Genomic DNA, 17,682 nt, shown 5'->3' with positions numbered 1-17,682 from the left:
ATCTCTATATGGCTATCTTACCGCTCCGCCCTGGATAACCTCAATTCATGTTTTTCATCTATGGCATTCCAATCGGTTATTATCTATGCTTTGGTGAAGGTCACAGATTGGTATAGCAATCCGCTCCCCGGCACCCGGCAGTAGGCAGTAGGCACTGAAAATGTTCGGGGAGCGAGGCGGGCAGGACCTTCCAAAACCGTGGAGCGCCAGGGATGGCGCGACCGAGCCTACAGGGATGTATTTATGGCGTGTTTTGGAAGGTCCTGCCCGCCACGCGACCTCCCCTTAAACAAGCAGGCAAACAGGGTAAAAACGTGGACTCAAATGCACTAAAGGCTTTTTTAACAATTGTCGATCAGGAATCGTTCTCCGAAGCCGCCGAAATCCTCCACCTGACGCAGCCTGCTATTTCCAAGCGTCTGGCGGCACTCGAAAACCAGCTGGGCACGTCGCTGATCGATCGCAGCCATAGGAAAATCCGACTCACAGACGCCGGAGCGCGTCTACTCCCCCATGCCCGCAAGATCCTCGATGAAATTCATAATGCCCGGGTGGCACTGTCGCCGGATTCCGGGCAGGTGGAGGGTGAACTGCAGATTATTGCCAGTCATCACATCGGGCTTCACCACCTCCCCAACTGGCTGCGCCGGTTCAGCCGGGAGTTTCCGAATGTGTCTCTGAACCTGCAGTTCATGGAATCGGATGCAGCCTATGAGCAGATGCGCAAACGTAACGCGGAGCTGGCCTTTGTCACACTTAGTGACAGTATGGAAGGGAATTTCATGGTATACGAACAATGGCCCGACCCCATGGCGTTTGTGGTTGGGCCGGAGCACCCGCTGGCAGGCATCGCATCGCCCAGGCTGGAGGATCTTGCGAAGCATCCGGCGTTGCTGCCGGATACCACGACGGCGACCTATCGGGTGGTCAGCCGTCTGTTTCTGGAGGCCAACTTGCCCCTGCATCCGCAGATGCCGACCAATTATCTTGAAACCATCAAGATGATGACCAGCGTCGGGCTTGGCTGGAGCGTTCTGCCAGTAAGCATGATGGATAACAGCATCCATCGTCTGGATATCGGGTTCCCGGTTACGCGGGTACTCGGTGCCGTCGGTCTTTCCGGCCGTCAGCTCAGCAGTGCCGCCAGAGCCCTGATTGAGGTGGTCAGGGCCGAGGAAGGCGCCTGAACAGTTTTTTCGTCGATAACAACATTCCGGTTTGCGATTGCAACCATCCTGGATTGCGGGAGTTTTTAATGGAATTTGATGATTACCTGAAGGTTTTGGCCAAGAATGATGGTTCGGACCTCTACCTGAGCACTGGCGCACCGCCCTGCGCAAAGTTTCATGGCGCGCTGAAGCCGATTGACCGCACGCCTCTCGGCCCCGGCGTGATCAAGGAGATTGCGTATCAGGTCATGGATGATGAGCAGATTGCGGAATTTGAGCAGGAACTCGAGATGAACCTGGCCTATAGCATTCGCAATGTCGGGCGGTTCCGGGTCAATATCTTCCGCCAACGCAATGAGATCTCCATCGTTGCCCGCAACATTGTCACCGAAATCCCCAATGCGGATGACCTGGGGCTGCCGCCCGTGCTGAAAGACGTGATGATGGCAAAACGGGGCCTGGTGTTGTTTGTCGGCGCTACTGGTTCCGGCAAATCCACATCACTGGCGGCCCTGATTGATTACCGGAATTCCAATTCCTCGGGCCACATCATCACTATTGAAGACCCCGTGGAGTATATCCACCGTCACAAGAAATGCATTGTGAATCAGCGGGAAGTGGGTGTGGACACCCGGAGCTTCCACAAGGCCCTGAAAAACACCCTGCGCCAGGCCCCTGATGTCATTCTGATTGGTGAGATCCGCGACCGGGAAACGATGGAGCACGCCCTCGCCTTTGCAGAAACCGGTCACTTGTGTATTTCCACACTCCACGCCAACAACGCCAACCAGGCCCTGGACCGTATCATCAACTTCTTCCCGGAGGAACGGCGCCCGCAGCTACTGATGGATCTGGCCATGAACCTGAAGGCCTTTGTCTCCCAGCGGCTGGTGCCCACAGTGGACAAAAAGCGCTGTGCCGCCATCGAAATTCTGCTGGGTACACCGACCATTTCCGAGCTCATCCTCCGTGGCGAGCTGGACAGCATCAAGGAAATCATGGAAAAGTCGGCCAACATTGGCATGCAGACCTTCGATCTGGCCCTGTTCAATCTCTGGAAAGAAGGAAAGATTTCCGAAGATGAAGCCCTGAAGAACGCTGACTCAGCCAACAACCTTCGTCTGAAGATCAAGCTCCACGGTCAGGACGGGACCACTGACAAGCCTTCCGGACCCACCGGAAGCGGTTTGTCGCTGCAGATCGAAGAAGACGAAGAAGACGAACCGGAATAACCTGACGTCAGGCGTGATCACCCTTCGGTGGGGGCCTGAGCCCCCGCCAGGTGATAACAATAGCCACCATCATTGCCACGGCCCCACCCCAGAATGCCGCTGAGGTGCTGATACCATCCACCAGGAAACCCGACAGCCACGCACCTGCGGCGCCGCCGGCACCAAATGTCAGCCCGCTGTATAGCGCCTGTCCCTGACCGTGATGGTGCTGGCCAAAAAAGCCCTGAATATATTGCACGGAAATGGCATGCAACGCGCCGTATGAGGCCGCGTGCAACAGCTGTGCGAAAATCAGCACAGCCACCACGTCCGTTAACTCGGCGATTAACACCCAGCGGATCATGGTGAGCGTCAGTGCGCCAATAGCAATCTGGCGGACCGAAAAGTTCCTGGATAGCCGATGCATCACCAGAAACAACCCGATCTCCGCCACCACCCCAAGGGACCACAGCAGGCCAATGGAGAGCTTGCCGTAGCCGTGTTGTTCGAGGTGAATACTGAAGAAAGTGTAATAGGCTCCGTGCGACACCTGCAGCAGAAAATTCATCAGGAAAAACGACACCACCGCCGGGTGGGTGACAATTGCCTTGAGGCTTCCCCTGGGCGCGGGAGGCTTGCGTTCTCCGGGTTCAGACGGAACCAGAAAGGCAGACACCGCTATCCCCGCAAACACCGGCAGAAGGAGCCATGGCAGTTTCTGAATGGGGACAAACTCCAGAATTCCACCCACCAGTGCCACAGCGCCGATAAACCCGACAGAGCCCCACAGCCTGACCCTGCCATACTTGTCCTTTTGGGCACCCAGCGTCCTGAGCGTGATTACCTCGTAGAGCGGAAGGATGGCATTCCAGAAAAAGGTAAACGCCAACATGACGATCAGCAGCCCGTAGAATCCGGGCTCCAGGAAGACTCCGGCAAAAAACAGCGAACCGGTAATCGCCCCAAACCGCACCAGTCGTACCCGTTGGCCAGACCGGTCCCCCAACCAGCCCCACACACTGGGTGCAATGATCTTGGTGAGCTGAATGGTCGCCATCAATGTGGCGATTTGGAGGTAGGAAAAGCCCTGCCCTTCAAGATAGAGGGACCAATAGGGAAGAAGCCCTCCAAGGAGGGCAAAGAACCAGAAATAGAGATTTGAAAGCCGCCAGTAGATAACAATAACCCTTCGGGTTGCCTTCAGAGCTGACCAAGAACCGGCGTAGACACCTCCACATCGCCATTCTGGCCACGATGGCGCAAATAGTGGTCCATCAGGACAATGGCCATCATCGCCTCGGCAATCGGTGTCGCCCGGATTCCTACGCAGGGATCATGACGCCCGGTGGTGATCACCTCCACGGGGTTCCCATGAACATCAATACTCCGCCCGGGCAGTCGCAGACTGGAGGTCGGCTTCAGAGCAATGCTGGCCACAATCGGCTGGCCGGACGAGATGCCCCCCAACACGCCACCGGCGTTGTTGGACACAAACCCTTCAGGCGTCATCTCATCCCGGTGTTCGGTACCTTTTTGCTCAATACACCCAAAGCCGGCACCGATTTCCACCCCCTTCACGGCGTTAATGCTCATCAATGCATGGGCAAGATCGGCATCCAGACGATCAAAAATCGGCTCGCCCAGCCCGGGTGGAACACCGTCAGCGACCACATTGATCCTGGCACCGATGGAATCGCCCTCCTTCCGCAAGGCATCCATGTAGGCTTCCATGTCCGCCACCTTGTCAGCATCAGGACAGAAGAAGGGGTTCTGGTGTACCTGATCCCAATCGAGCTTCTCTGCCTTGATCGGACCCAGTTGCGACAGATAGCCTCGAATCCGGATGCCCAGGCGCTGCTCAAGGAATTTCCTGGCAACTGCGCCAGCCGCTACCCGCATCGCGGTCTCACGGGCCGACGAACGACCACCGCCCCGGTAATCGCGAATACCGTACTTGTGGACATAGGTGTAATCGGCATGGGCCGGACGGAACTGTTCGGAGATTTTGGAGTAATCCTTGGAGCGCTGATCGGTGTTCTCAATCACCAGCCCAATCGGTGTACCCGTGGTTTTGCCCTCGAACACCCCGGACAGGATTTTCACCTCATCCGCCTCACGGCGCTGGGTCGTGTGTCGGGAGGTACCCGGTTTGCGACGATCCAGGTCTCGCTGCATGTCCTCCTCGGACAGTGGCAGCCCCGGAGGGCAGCCATCGATAATGCACCCCAACGCGGCCCCGTGACTTTCACCGAAACTGGTGACTGTGAACAACTTTCCGAAGGTGTTTCCCGACATGATTCAGTATCTTATCCAGGGTTTATAAAAAGATTCTCAGGTTTTTTCCTGCCACCGGCGAAGGTCCTCGGCGGTCAGAAGGAAGACGCCATCACCACCATTTTCAAAATCCAGCCAGGTCAGTGGCAAATCCGGATACGCCTGCTCAAGGGCAACCCAGCTGTTGCCCACTTCAACAATCAGCAGTCCGCCCGGATTCAAATGATCTGCCGCCCCAGCGATGATCCTGTGGGCAATATCCAGGCCGTCATTTCCGGCAGCCAGCCCGAGTTCCGGTTCATGGCGGTACTCATCAGGCATGCCGGCTATATCTTCGGCATCGACGTAAGGCGGATTACTGAGGATAACGTCATAACGCCCGTCAATGCCGTCGAACACATCGGATTGCACCGTGCGTACCCGTTCGGTCAACTCGTGAAGCTCGATGTTGGACCGGGCAACGTCCAGGGCATCCGTTGAGATATCCGACAGATCCACTTCTGCATCTTCAAAAACTGTGGCGGCTCCGATGCCGATGCAACCGCTGCCCGTGCAAAGGTCCAGAATACGTCCAACGGGGCGGTCGCCAAGCCAGGGCTGAAGGCCCCGTTCAATCAGCTCGCCAATGGGCGAGCGCGGAACCAGAACGCGCTCATCCACGTTGAACGGCATGCCCATAAACCAGGCTTCACCCAACAAATAAGCCATCGGGACCCGCTCTTCAATGCGCCTGCGCATACGGCTAACGATAAGCTCCCGCTCTTCCCGGGTAAGACGAGCATCAAGAAACAGGGTGTTGTTTTCCAGCGGCAGATGCAGGCTTCGCATCACCAGCTGTACGGCTTCGTCCCACACATTGTCCGTGCCGTGGCCAAAATACAACTCTGAAGCGGAGAACCGGGAAGAGACATACCGCAGGAAATCCCTGATAGTATGCAGGTCATCGATAGGGCTGGTCACGAAATTCTGATTCCTGTGTAAGGGTGCGTGTCTGGCCGGCATTATACGCTGTTTGACCAGTACACTGCAGCCCTGCAGCCATCAATCACAACGCCAGTGGTCCGGAACTGGTACGACTCTCTTCGTAGCGATCCAGTGCCGCTGCCATTCGCTCTCTTCCCAGCTGAATCAACTCCGGAGCCTTGTGGTAATCGTAACTGCGCGAGGCATTCTTCGGAACGTTGACCAGCAAATCCGGTGGGTAACCGGCAATCTTGTACTGGACCAGGGCGCTTTGCATGGTTTCGATGGTCAGGTTCATGACATCGAATTTGCCGATGCCCAGCTTGTCCCAATCGATGGTTTCGTGAACCGGCTCTGGATCGTCCGTTATCTTTTCGGCCTGCTTTTTCTCGACAGCCTTGCTGATCTTGTCTTGAGGACTGTCCGGGGAAGCCCCTGCTTTCCGACCGCTGAAGGTCTTGATCGCATCCCAGTCAAACCAGCGGGACGCTTTTTCACGGATGACATCCACCCATTCTTCCGTGTCACCCTCTTCTCCCTCACCAGACTCGCTGAAGGCGGCATCGGGAATCCGTCGACGGCGCTCATCCTCACCACTAAGGTTTACCGCCACAATCATGTCAGCATGGGAGGAAATCGTGGGAATGATGGGCAGTGGATTCAGTAACGCACCATCCACCAGAACCCTGCCATTAAGCACCAGCGGCGTCACCACGCTAGGAATGGCAACGGAAGCGCGAATTGCCTGGTCCAGCGGACCTTCCTGAAACCAAATTTCCTTGTGCGCCAGCAAGTCCGTGGCGACAGCAGTATAGGCAATAGGCAAATCCTCGATGCGGGTATCACCCAACATGTCCCGCACGACCGAGAATATTTTGTCACCACGAATGGCTCCAACAGAATTGAAGGTCACATCCAACAGCCTGAGCACATCAAACTGACCGAGCCCGGTCACCCAATCCTTGTAGTCCTTCATCTTCCCTGCTGCATACATCCCGCCTACCAGGGCGCCCATGGAACACCCGGAGATAGCAACAATGTCATATCCCCGCTCTTCCAGGACCTCAATGGCACCAATATGGGCATAGCCCCGGGCACCACCACTGCCCAGGGTAAGCGCCACGGTTTTGCCCTGCCCCGGTTTCCTGGGTTTCTGAACAGAGGATGCGGGCACTTCAGCAGCAGACACATCAGAACCCTGAACGTCTGTGGACACATCGCCAGCCGGGGTATCAGTCTTTCCGGAATCGTTGTCTGTTAGCTTACTCACCCGGTCCACCTCGTATTACGACGATTTCGACTCGATCCCCCTGGCGTTCAGGAGACGGGATAATAACAGCCGGACCAACGGTAATCAGAGTCTGACGACTACTGGACACCCCTATTTTATCAAGCACCTCGGACAGCGAACCCATGGCATCACGAGCCCGCTCCATGGCTTTCTCGAGGGACTCCTCTTCCCCAAGTGACGCAAAGCCGGTCAACACGACCTGGGCGCCTTCTTCCTCTACCCAGTCATTCAGCATTCGACGATCCGTTGCGGTCCAGTCAAAGCGATAGGTGACGCCTCCCTGCCAGGGCACTATGATCGGACCACGAACCCGGGCACTGGCGGAACCGAGACCGGGAATTGCGACGCCCTCACCAACCTCGAGGTGCTCTACCCAGGCATACTCCCGCTGGCTACCGCGCGTCACAGTATAAACCAGGGTGAGCCAGGTCTTGCCGGACTCTCCAGTCGCCGCGGCTACCAGATAGTCCTGATCAGAATCACGCCCATAGAGTGTGGCCTGATCAAAAATCTGGTTTGCCCACACATTACTGCGTCCACAAGCGCGGCCACTGCATTCGAACAGCACTCGGGCGCCTCGAGCCTGTAACAGACTCTGATAATGTGCGCGTGCTTCACCACGGCTGGCATCCCTATTGATCTGATAGAGTCGCCCATCTCCTCTGACCGGAATTCTTGCTTTTTTCTCCGAGCGAATCTGATTGTTCACCTCTCTGACCGGGCTAAACAGGATCAGATGACCGGAAGACACAACTGGCACTTCCGTTTCCAGCGAAGACTGGGGGAATGCTTGCGGGAACGCCTCCAGAACATCGTCACCGGACTGCGCCACGGCGACGGGAACACCTGCCAAAACCAGCAATCCAACGACAAAATAGCTGACTAAACCTCTAAACATCATGACTGATAAATTCCCTGATTGCCTGGCTGACGGGTTCAATGTCTCCGTCAAAATGACAGTGATGGCCGCCAGGCACCGTCACGGTTTCCATCCCGGAAATGGCTTCGAGCCGGGGTTCCCAGCCCTTTCGATGGGACAATAGTCCGTGCTCGGCACGGATAAACAGTGTACGGGTCCTGACTTCCCGAAGGCTCGCCAACACCTGCGATTCCTCGAGCATCATCATTGAGGGATGACGGAGTCTCGGATCGGTACGCCAGACAAAGCCGCCATCCACCGCTCTCATGTTGCGCGGGATGAGTGTCATCGCTGCTTCCGGAGATAGTGGGCTCAGCCCCCCTTCCCGCGCTTTGGCAGCGGTTTGAGGATCGGGGTAGACCACAGACTTGCCCGAACCGGTGATGCGTTTCCTGATGGCCTTGCGCAATTGCGGAACGGTGTCCTCGGGTGGCCGGCTGATAGGGCCGATACTGTCAATCATCACAAGATTCCGGACATGTTCCGGAAACGCTGCCGCATACAGGACACACACAATCCCGCCAAGGGAGTGCCCGATCAGATCGACCTTATGTCCCGGCGCATGGTCAAAATGATGTTCGATCAATTCCGCCAGATCAGCTACATAATCCATCAACAGGTAACTCTGGCCGGCCGGACGATGCCCGGAGTGGCCGTGGCCCGCCATATCCATAGCATACACTTCCCGCCCACGCGGCAATTCTGGCGCCAGATGGGCAAATGTCAGACTGTTATCCAGCCAGCCATGGAGCATCAGAATCGGACACGGGTCGCCATCGGCCTCTTGGGCGGGCCAGCGCAGGCCCGCCAGTTCGATATTTTTCAGGGGCCAGGTTACCTCTTCAGGCACCACCTCTATGGCCGCTTTCGGGGATAACACAATGTCATTCATTAAAGGATCAGTTCACCTACGATTACATGGTGTGGGTCGGGCGATCGGAACTCAACGAGCCCGCCAGATAGGACTCTATCTTGGTCCGTGCAGTTTCATCGTCGCCATTGAACTGGACTCCAATCCCTGCGGCGCGGTTACCCTGCGCACCCTTAGGAGTAATCCAGATCACTTTACCGGCAACCGGTATTTTTTCTGGTTCATCCATCAGGTTCAGCAGCAGAAACACCTCGTCTCCCAGTTGGTACTGCTTCTGGGTCGGAATGAACAGTCCACCCTGCCGGATGTATGGCATATACGCCGCGTACAGTACGGCTTTGTCTTTGATGGTAAGGGTCAGAATGCCACTTCTTGCGCCAAAGCCCGGGCCCATAGTTAACACCTTTCTATCTGGCTGTGAAACCTTGTTACTTCTTAGGAATACGCCGCCGGAAAACGCCTGAGGCGAATCCGACCGGCGGCATGAGACTGAAAATTATCTGTTATTCCGCAATCATAGCAGCAGTCGATCAAAATCGCTCTCCCTGCATTACGGCGATATCCGGTTCAGGCCGGCACCCGTTTACGCGGCATCAAATTCTGCCAGGCGATCAGTAGCCTGCCGGCTTCAAGCTCTGGATTGACGTTGTATACCGCTGCGGAACGTGCCTCATGAATCAGATCCAGGATGTGATGCGCACGCCAGGGCGGATTGGATTTGGCAAGATAGGTCAGCATCTCCGCCGCGTCCGTATCCCTTGGTGCACCGCCAGCGGAAATTCTGGCAAGATCCGCCGCCCAACCTTCGAACAGACTCATAGCTCCCTCCAGCCCGAGAGCCTTGAACGGCTTAGCGGCTTCTCCCACGGTTAACTGACCTTTCATGAACCGGCGAAACTGGGTCAGGGCCTGATCCCGCAATGTCAGGTAATCCCCGGTCAGGTACTCGTAGGCGAGTCTCGGCGTGTTGCCAGACAACGTCAGCGCCTTGCCACACAGCTCTGCAGAAGGGCGGTCAGACTCGTCCAGCTTCATAACTTCAGCCGCCAGCCAACGGGCAGCGGCATCGCCATCAGGAATGGCAATCGACAGGGTCTGGCACCGCGAGCGAATGGTCGGCAGAACCGGGCGCCCGCTCTCCTGCAGCAGTATGAGCACCACATCATCGGAAGGCTCTTCCAGCGTTTTCAGCAAGGCATTCGCCGAGTTGATATTCAATTGATCCGCACGGTCGACGATCGCAATCTTACGATGCCCGACCTGAGGAGACGATACCGCGAACGAGGACAATGCACGAATCTGGTCGACTTTGATCATCCGCGACTTTTCCGGGCTATAAACGCGAATATCCGGATGGGTACCGGCCGCCACCAGTTCACACTGTTTGCAACTACCACAAGGCTGGGGACCATGATCCCCATCGTGTACAGGCCGGTCACAGATCAACAGTCCGGCCACCCCGTCGGCAAACATCCGCTTACCAACGCCACGCTCCCCGGTGACCAGCAAGGCGTGGGGCAACCGGTTCTCACCCAGACGTTTCTGCAGGCTTTCCCAGGCATCGTGAAGCCAGGGCATGGACACTTCGGATGGATTCAACCTGTTACCCTTCTGGTGGCAGTTTCGCGAGACGGTGTGGTATCCCGAGACATCTGTTTACGCATAGTGATCAGCAGCCGCCTCATTTTTTCGCGGGACTGACGCTGATCCTCTTCCGGTTCGCTGTCATAGTAATGTTTGTTGACCATTCGGGCAAAGGCCCTGGCGGTTCCCGCCGCCCCGGGCCGGGCTGACCCCACCCGGTCGGCCAGCTGCGTGGGTGTCTCTCCATAGCGCACCGGAACACCGGCACGCTCGCAAAGCCGGTGCCAGCGCCCGATCAGCCGCGCAACAGGGTCACGACGAGTCGAGCGGCGCATTTGCCACGTGGAAAAGCCACCCGCTACCAACAAAGCAAACCCGACAATACCCGCTGTCGCATAGCCCAGCTCTTTCAATCCGAGGCCGCCGGGTAAACGGGACATCAAATCCATCTGGGACTGGCCCTGATAGCCCACCACCCAGCGTTGCCACTGATAGTTGATCCGATCGAGTTGCAGAGAAGCCCATTGAAGCACCGCCATGTTGCCGTATCGTTGGGGCGACGCCCAGTCATTCTCCAGAAAGGAGCCTTCCTCGGCCACTGCGTCCCGCAATCCGGACTCAATCCGGTCAGGCGCAATGGCCGCGGTGGGATCGACCCGCACCCAGCCTTCACCATCCAGCCATGCCTCCACCCACGCGTGGGCGTCATACTGGCGGACCACAAGGTACTGGTCACCGGCCCCCGGATCGCCCCCCTGATAACCCACAACCACACGGGCAGGTATACCGGCCGCTCGCAACAGGAATGTTGTCGCACCCGCGTAGTGGGCACAGAAACCCCGTTTTTCATCGAACAGCAGGGCATCAATACCGTCTTCCGGCATCGCGGGCGGCCGCAGGGTGTAATAGTATCCCTGCTGCCGGAACCGGGACATCAGCGCTTCAATCATGGCTCCGGGGTCGGGATTGTTTGTCCTCAGATCTTCCGCCAGGGCCTGTGCTCGCGGGTTACCGCTACGCGGCAACTGCAGGTAGCGACGCAGTACTCGCGGATCCTCTCCAACCGCATTACCCTGACCGCCTCCCTTCAACTCCATACGATAGCGAACGGTCGTGTCCGCCGGACGACGAAACCGGAACAAGCCCTCGTCGGTGGGTACTACGTTGTTGGAGACCGCTACGGAATCCTCCAGCACGAATGCCCAGCGCTTGTCTGTGGGTTCCATCAATACGTCGTATTGACCGGACGTCAGGTCGCCCACACCGCCATCGACAGACACGCGTCCCGGGCGCCTGAACGGCTCCCCCTGGCCCTGGCGCCAGGTTTCGCCATCCAGATAGTCCAGGATCAGCCCCCGCCAGTAACGATCCCGATACGCTGGAAGTTCGCCGCCAAAGGTGGCGCGGAAAGCTCTCTCACTGCTCTGTGCGAGACTGGAGATATCCCCGGGGCGCATGGTGTCACTGATACCTGAGCGCGCTTCTCCGGACACCAGGGGCACACTCCATAATGGAGCCACACGCGGAAAGAAGACGAACAGCAAGGCAACAATGGGCAGCGTCTTGAGCAGCATCATGCCCAAACGGCTCCATCCGGATCGCATGGATTCCGGTAAATCCGGAGCGTTCAGAACCTGAAGCCCCACCAGCAATGAACCGACCGCCAACAGGTTCAGGACCGTCCAATATATCTCCTGATGAAACAGGAAGTTGACGGTTGCCAGGTAGACCAGAATAAAGAACAGCACATAGAAATCCCGGGTGGATCGGGTTTCCAGCCACTTGAGCCCTACCGCGAGGACAAAGAAAGAGGCGGCCGTATCCACCGTAAACCGCCCCCGAACCGTGGCGACATAAACGGCGATCACCCCCAGCATGATGGCGCTTCTCAGCCATTTACCGGGCAAACGGACGCGACCGGACTGAGCCAGCCAACGCCAGCCCGCAAGGGCAACACAGCTGGCGATCAACCACACCGGCAGGCGATCCCATTGTGGTACCAGTAGCAGTGCAAAACTGGCTATCACCCAGACCAGGGCCCTGGTTGGGAGTACGGGAGTTTCCGCCGCGGGAGAGCCTGTCACGTGATTCCGACTGGAAAGCGTTACCATCGAACACCCTCCCCGACCACGGTCGATCCTGTCGCCCGACTCCTTGTACCGAAAGCGCTCTGAGAATCATCCCGCGGTTTCTCCAGACCAAACACCGCCAGACTTTTAAGGCAGCGACTGACGTGGGCAGGGCCGGCATCCGGGTCAATCACCTGACCGGGCAAATTGAGGCCGAAAGGCGTTCCCGACCGGCTGCGATCAAGAACAAGAGCGGTCAGATAGCTGATTCGCAACTCCTGATCCACACCCGGGAATGCCTGGTAGTCAATCCAGTGAGGGCTGCCCTGCTCGCCTTCCCAGTCTGCGATGACCATCTGCCCCGTACGGGCGTAACGTTTCCACAACACTCGCTGGGCCAGGTCCCCTTCACGCCAGGGCCTCATGTCAGCGTGGTCGTTGCCTTCCACCGAGCGGGAAGTTTCCTGATCTTCACCATCGGACACCGTGCTCGTTGCGTCTGGCGCTGCAACAGGTCGCGGGTAGGCAATGCCGAAGGATACCGGTCGTACCCACGACCAGGCCTTGAGTAGCCCAAATGGAAAGCGGGTTTCCACCCGTACCCGATCAGGACGAAAATAACCGCGCTCCACACTTGCCACCGATAACACCAGGTCGCCAGTCTGCCCTGCCGGTACATGCTGTTGACTCAGTGTGCAATCATCACAACTCAGGGAAATCGCTACAGCGTCGTGTTTGCCGGACACCGCACGAAAACGGAACGGAATCCGGTCACCGGCAAACCCTTCACCGGCCTGCACAAGGGTCAGTTCCAGACCCGCGAGGTTGCGGTGAGTCTGGTGCATCGCGGCCACCAGAATGGCGCCCAGCAGGAAGGTCAGAAGGTAGATGAGGCTGTTCTGATAGTTGATACCGGTAATCAGCATCACCAACAGCAGGATCCCGAACACGACGCCCGCCCCGGTCGGTAGAATGAAAATATTACGCTGACTGAGTACCTGCTTATCCGCACGGGGAATCCTGAGATTGACCCAGCGCCGCCAGCGTGAACGAAGTGCCTGAAACATAGAGATCCTGTTACCAACCCGAGGGGCTTCTGAAAAAAATCAGCCGCCTATATAACCATCTTTACCAGAATATTTATAACAATACTGAAAATACACCGATAGCGGTCACAATCCCGCCATAAATCCCTTGAATTTCTGTCTGGCAATCCGAATACTGATTAGTAGGGCGCGGGCTGATCGCAGTAACTTCAGACGCACCTCATCTTCGTGGATCACAGGCCAAGGGGCTATACCATGACACGCCCATCTCCTCTCTCCATTGCCATCGCCAGCGCTACCGGGTTTGCTGTTTTCAGCACGATGCTGTCAGCGGGTGTGCAAACCATGACATCCGATGAAATGGTGGATACCTATGTGAAAGACTCCGCTGTCATCGTCGTTCCCAGAGATCAACAGAAAAGTGCAGCGGACCGCCAGCGAATCATACGCTCCCTGACCATTTCGCCGGGTGAACCGGTGGTGACGGAAGCGGAAGAAGAGGCCTATCGCGAGGCCCTGCAGCGGTATCAGGAAGAAGGCAAATCCGACGCCCTGGAACAGGCCGAGGAAGAATTCCTTCGCCGCGCCCTGCTACTTCCCCAGGAAGAGTTGGCTCGTGCCCAGCCCCAAGTGGACTTCACCCCCACAATCCCGCCCATCATCTTTGGTCAACAGGCGCAGATTCCGGATGAACCCTTCACACAGACATTCCTGAACGACCAGCTCGGCATCGGCTTCGACGGCCAGAATGTGAACTTTTCCATCGGTAACCCACCCGGCATTGACCGTATTGAAGTGCCGCAGGCGATCAACGAGGGGCCAATCAGTCTGACGCCTCGCCCGGGCGGTGGCTTTGATTTATCGATAGCGGTGCCGGATCAGTAAGACCCAATAACCGGATTGCCTGATTTAAACGACGCCTTTATTGGCGTCTTTTTTATGTCCGGAACAAAAAAACGCCCCGCCGAAGCGGAGCGTTTACTATACACCTACTGTATCAGGTCAGATTATTTACCATAAACAGCCAGCTTGGTGTCGGTGACCGCCAGGTTGTCGATGGCGAACGAACCAATGGAAGTACCACCGATTTCAACCGCACCGATAGACATATCCATGTAGACGTTGTTCACGTCAATACGCAGTACGTCTGTAGCTGTGGAGGCACCCAGACCAGCCCCTTTGTAGACGTCCAGGTCTACGTTGGCGTATTTGCTCAGCTTGCCGTATGCCAGCTGGCCAGCAGCGGTCGTCAGATCATTGCCACCTTCTTCAGTCTCGGTACCTTCAGACACGAGGAGTCCATCGCCATCGTAGTCAAAGTTGTCACCCGCACCGGTGATCACCATGTCTCGAACACCAATGCCCAGGAACTCGACATCAAAGTCCATATCCTGAATGTCGAACGCAGCAACAATGTTCAGCTGATCGGTAGCTGTATCAACGCTCATGTCGAGAGCTGCCAGGTTACCGTAACCGCTCATGTTGGAGATCAGCGTGGTGCTGTCTGACCCAGTACTACCAGCCAGCAGCTCCATGGAACCAACGGTCATACCCCAGTCGATAGGAACCGGTGCCCCCGTGGTTGGGTCGGTCTCAAGTGAGCCCACATGGATGATGGCATCGCCGTCATCGGCCACGTCGATATCGATCTTCAGCTGGTCCAACAGCGTATTGTAGCCGGCTGCCGCACCTTCAGTTGTCACACCGGCACCACCAAGAACGATGTCGTTCACGGCGAAGGAGCCTTCATCCGTATACTTGAACTGGCCGATGCTTACTTTGGTTTCCAGCTCAATGGTTACACCGGCCTGACCGGTGACATTACCCATTGCGCTGTCATCCATTGCCTTTAGGTCAGCGTGAGCTGCGAACGGGGCAGCGGCGACCGCTGTTGCGAGTGCGATTTTCTTCAGGCCTTTCATATTATCTCCTTATAAACTCATGTTGTTGTTATCTGAGTTTGTATTTTGTTGTGGAGTCCCTTACCCCACGACGTCATTTAAGATTGTTTTACAGTCCTAGTCCGTGACTGCATTCACAGATCTTTACGAGTCGCTTACAACCTGAAACAAACGCGCACTACTTCTCAGTTTTACCCCTGATGAGCCGGTGCCTGAGTCTTATCGTCATAGAATAACTGGAAGGGCTTTTCCCTCGTGACGGCCTTTGAGAATGTAACGTCCCCTCCCTCCAGGTGGAACGGCACGACCTTGTTCCCCGAGATGCCCAGCCTGTGCTCATGCTCTATCACCAGAGCCTCGGCATCCTCACCTTCTTTCACCTTGCCGGTATAGAGTATGACGGCCGCATTGATCTTCCCACGCCGTGCGATCGACTTGAGCGCTGCCCGGTACATCAGGATCCTCATCTGGGCAGGTGCCTGATCTGCCTGCTCGTCAATGTTGATCCTCTTGATAGTTTCCCCATCATCCAACAGCATCCAGGCAGCAGGCATATTGGCATTCTGATCAGTTAACTCGTAGGCGTACTCCTCGGTAGCTTTCTCTGTGAGCCTGACCAGTTGTTGTTGACCAACGATCGCGTATCTCGCCAGTTCTTCCTTGGTAAGCACTCCATCCGAAAGCACACTGTTTTCAGGTATCTCTACGGCCAACTGTTTTTCCTCGGATAACGCAAGTGGAGACGTGAGTAAAGTTGCGGTCAACGCCATGTTGACCAGTGACTTGTTGAGTCTTGTCATCGTAATCTTCCTTATTATTTTCAATCGGTTTCCACACGACACCCCCGGAAGTCGGTTAAAATAGATCACCAGCCTGTCCGGAGCTGCGAAATGTCCGATCTATTAGATCAGCGGGCGTTCGGAACCGACAATGCCCGTTTTGTGGGCTGATTATCATTCTTCTACATTTGTTACGGGGTTAGTTTGAACCTGCCTGTTTCCAGACCCATTACCAGCGAAGAGTTCAGCCACTTATTGGACCACGCTTGCGCGGAGCCCGACTTCGCCTATATCGGCAGCGTTGGATCCGGCGAGTCCCGGGGCGTTATAGGTGGGTTTTCCGCGTGTGCCTGCCAATCCCTGGAAATCAGCCCCGGCTCGTCCGCGGCGGCGAATCTCCGCAAGCTTGCCGGGCAAATGGAGGAAGCATCTCTGCACTACAGCATTCCCCAGGCTGAATCCGGGGAACATCTGACCGGCGGCTGGATCGGGTTTCTGGGGTACGAATTGGGCTACATAAAAGAGAAACGCCTGATTGACCAATGCCCGGCTCTCGAAGTGCCGCTTATGCACGCTGGCCTGTACCTGTGGTCCGCCAGCCATAACCGGGTAAGCGACAGCTATTATCTGTGGGTCCACCCTGACTGCCCGAAAAAAACCCGCAAAAAACTCCAGGGCTGGCTGACCGGCAATCCAGTCTTAGCGGATGAGACGTGGCGTATGACCGCTCCGTTTACACCGACCCAGTCCCGGGCCGAATTCACGGCAAGTGTAGCCGCAGTTCGCCAGTACATAGAGGCTGGCGATTGTTACCAGGCCAATCTGTCCCAGGAGTTCACCGGCCGCTATTCGGGCAACCCATGGCAGGCCTTCCGGGCGCTTTCTGAGGCCAATCCCACCCCGTACAGTGCGTTCATTCGTGCCGGCAGGCATTCGATTCTTTCGATTTCTCCCGAACGCTTTCTGGAGATCCGGGGAAAGACCGTTCACACCAGTCCGATCAAGGGCACCCGCCCGCGCGGCACGACCCCTCAACAGGACGCGGCCCTGGCTGACGAGTTACGGGCTTCGGAGAAGGACCGCGCCGAAAACCTGATGATCGTGGACCTGCTCCGGAACGACCTGGGTGTCAGCGCGGTGACCGGAACCGTCGCAGTGGACCAGTTATTCGCGCTTGAGTCCTATCGTAACGTCCATCATCTGGTGAGCCACATCCATGCCACCCTGAAGGATAATGTGTCACCGATAAAAGCACTTGTGGATGCCTTCCCTGGAGGTTCCATCACCGGTGCACCCAAGATACGGGCCATGGAGATCATCCGCGAGCTGGAACCCCACTGGCGCGGGCCCTATTGCGGGTCGGTATTTTACTGGGGGCTGAACGGCGTGCTGGACAGCAACATCGCGATCCGGACCCTGCTCTGTGATGACGAGGGCACCATCCGATGCTGGGGTGGCGGAGGGATAGTGGCCGATTCCGATCCACAGGCCGAGTATGAGGAGACGCTGACCAAGGTGCGGCCGCTGATGGAATTTCTGGAAGAACTGGAACTGTAGGTCGGACTTGTGAGTGTCGGATTAGCCGCAGGCTTAATCCGACACGAG

At 56.7% G+C, this 17,682-nt stretch carries 16 protein-coding genes; 4 read left to right on the top strand and 12 right to left on the bottom strand.

What is annotated here, in order from left to right; all coding sequences use genetic code 11:
* Positions 1-314 precede the first annotated feature (314 nt).
* Together Q0Y21_RS09065 and Q0Y21_RS09060 are read left to right on the top strand one after the other, a co-directional pair.
* A complete protein-coding gene (locus Q0Y21_RS09065; protein WP_297794059.1) occupies positions 315-1,187 on the top strand; it encodes a LysR family transcriptional regulator in 873 nt (290 codons plus the stop codon).
* Between the two features lie 68 nt (positions 1,188-1,255).
* The gene (locus Q0Y21_RS09060) at positions 1,256-2,401 is read left to right on the top strand and encodes a PilT/PilU family type 4a pilus ATPase (protein ID WP_297794056.1); all 1,146 of its coding nucleotides are present in this window, start codon (positions 1,256-1,258) and stop codon (positions 2,399-2,401) included.
* 7 nt (positions 2,402-2,408) lie between these two features.
* Here Q0Y21_RS09060 and Q0Y21_RS09055 read toward each other — a convergent pair whose 3' ends face one another.
* The 10 genes from Q0Y21_RS09055 to Q0Y21_RS09010 all read right to left on the bottom strand — a co-directional run bounded on the left by Q0Y21_RS09055 (position 2,409) and on the right by Q0Y21_RS09010 (position 13,418).
* On the bottom strand, positions 2,409-3,557 hold the full coding sequence (locus tag Q0Y21_RS09055; protein WP_297795364.1) for an MFS transporter: 1,149 nt from the start codon (positions 3,555-3,557) through the stop codon (positions 2,409-2,411).
* Between the two features lie 23 nt (positions 3,558-3,580).
* Positions 3,581-4,675, bottom strand: coding sequence for a chorismate synthase (aroC, locus tag Q0Y21_RS09050; RefSeq protein WP_297794053.1), 1,095 nt, complete (start codon positions 4,673-4,675; stop codon positions 3,581-3,583).
* Positions 4,676-4,711: 36 nt separating this feature from the next.
* Positions 4,712-5,614, bottom strand: coding sequence for a 50S ribosomal protein L3 N(5)-glutamine methyltransferase (gene prmB / locus Q0Y21_RS09045; protein ID WP_297794050.1), 903 nt, complete (start codon positions 5,612-5,614; stop codon positions 4,712-4,714).
* Between the two features lie 85 nt (positions 5,615-5,699).
* Entirely contained in the window at positions 5,700-6,791 is a 1,092-nt protein-coding gene (locus tag Q0Y21_RS09040; protein ID WP_297795361.1) for a patatin-like phospholipase family protein, read from the bottom strand.
* An 88-nt stretch (positions 6,792-6,879) separates the two neighbouring features.
* Positions 6,880-7,809: a DUF4892 domain-containing protein gene (locus Q0Y21_RS09035; protein ID WP_297794047.1), complete on the bottom strand. Its 930-nt coding sequence runs from the start codon at positions 7,807-7,809 to the stop codon at positions 6,880-6,882.
* Positions 7,799-8,719 carry an alpha/beta hydrolase gene (locus tag Q0Y21_RS09030; protein WP_297794043.1) on the bottom strand — a complete coding sequence of 307 codons (921 nt, stop codon included), beginning with the start codon at positions 8,717-8,719 and terminating at the stop codon, positions 7,799-7,801. Before Q0Y21_RS09030 ends, Q0Y21_RS09035 begins: the two co-directional genes overlap by 11 nt.
* A 22-nt stretch (positions 8,720-8,741) precedes the next feature.
* The gene (locus Q0Y21_RS09025) at positions 8,742-9,092 is read right to left on the bottom strand and encodes a PilZ domain-containing protein (RefSeq protein WP_008171779.1); all 351 of its coding nucleotides are present in this window, start codon (positions 9,090-9,092) and stop codon (positions 8,742-8,744) included.
* A gap of 173 nt (positions 9,093-9,265) precedes the next feature.
* Positions 9,266-10,276 carry a DNA polymerase III subunit delta' gene (holB, locus tag Q0Y21_RS09020; RefSeq protein ID WP_297795358.1) on the bottom strand — a complete coding sequence of 337 codons (1,011 nt, stop codon included), beginning with the start codon at positions 10,274-10,276 and terminating at the stop codon, positions 9,266-9,268.
* Between the two features lie 17 nt (positions 10,277-10,293).
* The gene (locus Q0Y21_RS09015) at positions 10,294-12,393 is read right to left on the bottom strand and encodes a DUF3488 and DUF4129 domain-containing transglutaminase family protein (RefSeq protein WP_297794039.1); all 2,100 of its coding nucleotides are present in this window, start codon (positions 12,391-12,393) and stop codon (positions 10,294-10,296) included.
* On the bottom strand, positions 12,387-13,418 hold the full coding sequence (locus Q0Y21_RS09010; protein ID WP_297794037.1) for a DUF58 domain-containing protein: 1,032 nt from the start codon (positions 13,416-13,418) through the stop codon (positions 12,387-12,389). Before Q0Y21_RS09010 ends, Q0Y21_RS09015 begins: the two co-directional genes overlap by 7 nt.
* Before the next feature lie 234 nt (positions 13,419-13,652).
* Here Q0Y21_RS09010 and Q0Y21_RS09005 point away from each other — a divergent pair, with 234 nt between their 5' ends.
* Positions 13,653-14,282 carry a hypothetical protein gene (locus tag Q0Y21_RS09005; protein WP_297794034.1) on the top strand — a complete coding sequence of 210 codons (630 nt, stop codon included), beginning with the start codon at positions 13,653-13,655 and terminating at the stop codon, positions 14,280-14,282.
* Between the two features lie 122 nt (positions 14,283-14,404).
* Here Q0Y21_RS09005 and Q0Y21_RS09000 read toward each other — a convergent pair whose 3' ends face one another.
* Both Q0Y21_RS09000 and Q0Y21_RS08995 read right to left on the bottom strand, forming a co-directional pair.
* Positions 14,405-15,319, bottom strand: a complete 915-nt coding sequence (locus Q0Y21_RS09000) for a DUF6160 family protein (protein WP_297794032.1) — start codon at positions 15,317-15,319, stop codon at positions 14,405-14,407.
* Positions 15,320-15,489: 170 nt separating this feature from the next.
* Positions 15,490-16,098: a hypothetical protein gene (locus Q0Y21_RS08995; RefSeq protein WP_297794028.1), complete on the bottom strand. Its 609-nt coding sequence runs from the start codon at positions 16,096-16,098 to the stop codon at positions 15,490-15,492.
* Between the two features lie 183 nt (positions 16,099-16,281).
* On the opposite strand from Q0Y21_RS08995, the gene pabB reads away from it, so the two are divergent.
* Positions 16,282-17,634: an aminodeoxychorismate synthase component I gene (pabB, locus tag Q0Y21_RS08990; protein ID WP_366517665.1), complete on the top strand. Its 1,353-nt coding sequence runs from the start codon at positions 16,282-16,284 to the stop codon at positions 17,632-17,634.
* Positions 17,635-17,682 lie beyond the last annotated feature (48 nt).

The sequence above is a fragment of the uncultured Marinobacter sp. genome (genome assembly GCF_947259545.1).
Lineage (GTDB): Bacteria > Pseudomonadota > Gammaproteobacteria > Pseudomonadales > Oleiphilaceae > Marinobacter.
Note: the sequence above shows the minus strand (reverse complement) of the source record. Positions and strands in the feature narration are given on the sequence as shown.

What these genes read in the sequence shown, in the direction of transcription:
- Q0Y21_RS09060 (WP_297794056.1), top strand. Translation starts at nt 1,256, where the DNA reads ATGGAATTTGATGATTACCTGAAGGTTTTGGCCAAGAATGATGGTTCG.
- aroC (WP_297794053.1), bottom strand. Translation starts at nt 4,675, where the DNA reads ATGTCGGGAAACACCTTCGGAAAGTTGTTCACAGTCACCAGTTTCGGT.
- Q0Y21_RS09035 (WP_297794047.1), bottom strand. Translation starts at nt 7,809, where the DNA reads ATGATGTTTAGAGGTTTAGTCAGCTATTTTGTCGTTGGATTGCTGGTT.
- Q0Y21_RS09030 (WP_297794043.1), bottom strand. Translation starts at nt 8,719, where the DNA reads ATGAATGACATTGTGTTATCCCCGAAAGCGGCCATAGAGGTGGTGCCT.
- Q0Y21_RS09025 (WP_008171779.1), bottom strand. Translation starts at nt 9,092, where the DNA reads ATGGGCCCGGGCTTTGGCGCAAGAAGTGGCATTCTGACCCTTACCATC.
- holB (WP_297795358.1), bottom strand. Translation starts at nt 10,276, where the DNA reads ATGCCCTGGCTTCACGATGCCTGGGAAAGCCTGCAGAAACGTCTGGGT.
- Q0Y21_RS09015 (WP_297794039.1), bottom strand. Translation starts at nt 12,393, where the DNA reads ATGGTAACGCTTTCCAGTCGGAATCACGTGACAGGCTCTCCCGCGGCG.
- Q0Y21_RS09010 (WP_297794037.1), bottom strand. Translation starts at nt 13,418, where the DNA reads ATGTTTCAGGCACTTCGTTCACGCTGGCGGCGCTGGGTCAATCTCAGG.
- Q0Y21_RS09005 (WP_297794034.1), top strand. Translation starts at nt 13,653, where the DNA reads ATGACACGCCCATCTCCTCTCTCCATTGCCATCGCCAGCGCTACCGGG.
- Q0Y21_RS09000 (WP_297794032.1), bottom strand. Translation starts at nt 15,319, where the DNA reads ATGAAAGGCCTGAAGAAAATCGCACTCGCAACAGCGGTCGCCGCTGCC.
- Q0Y21_RS08995 (WP_297794028.1), bottom strand. Translation starts at nt 16,098, where the DNA reads ATGACAAGACTCAACAAGTCACTGGTCAACATGGCGTTGACCGCAACT.